Annotated in this window: 1 protein-coding gene; it reads left to right on the forward strand. The window is 52.2% G+C overall.

Features of this window, described 5'->3' with window-relative positions:
* Positions 1 to 434 (forward strand): IS66 family transposase (locus tag PPOP_RS15420; protein WP_006287479.1); only part of this gene is annotated, 434 nt, incomplete at its 5' end.
* Between the last annotated feature and the right edge of the window lie 225 nt (positions 435 to 659).

Consider the following 659-nt stretch of genomic DNA (forward strand, 5'->3'; position numbering starts at 1 on the left):
CCGCACGCGAGGAACAAAGCCGCCCGGTGCTGGATGCCTACTATGCCTGGCTGTGCCAGCAGAAATCCCGGACGATGCCCAAGAGCTTGCTGGGACAAGCGATTGGCTACAGCCTGAACCAGTGGGTCAAGCTGACGGCGTTTATGAAGGACGGTCGGCTAGAGCTGGACAACAATCGGGGGGAACGTTCGATCAAGCCGTTTGTGATCGGACGTAAAAACTGGCTCTTTGCCCATACTCCGCGCGGAGCCAAGGCGAGCGCAGCGATCTACAGTGTGATCGAGACGGCCAAGGAAAATGGGCTACACCCGTTTCGGTATCTCACGCACTTGTTCGAGCAATTGCCGCAGCTTGCCAATCTGCAAGAGCCACAGGCGTTAGCGTCCTTTATGCCGTGGTCGCCGCAGTTGCCGGACTTCTGCCGTCTGAACTAATCTACATCGATCATACACTGGCCCCAATCTGACCGCTAGGTGGGGCCTATTTGACGTTCACCATCATCTTTTATGGACATTAGAACAAGAAGAAGACGTAAATGTATTGGTTAAAAATGAAGAAAATATGTTTTTAAATGACGGATTGTCAAGCCAAGTGCGACAGTTCTTCTGAGAAGGATTCGTGAGCAGTCTTCCAGCCCAAACATTTTCGTGGTCGTTGAT

This window comes from Paenibacillus popilliae ATCC 14706, assembly GCF_000315235.1.
Classification (GTDB): domain Bacteria; phylum Bacillota; class Bacilli; order Paenibacillales; family Paenibacillaceae; genus Paenibacillus_B; species Paenibacillus_B popilliae.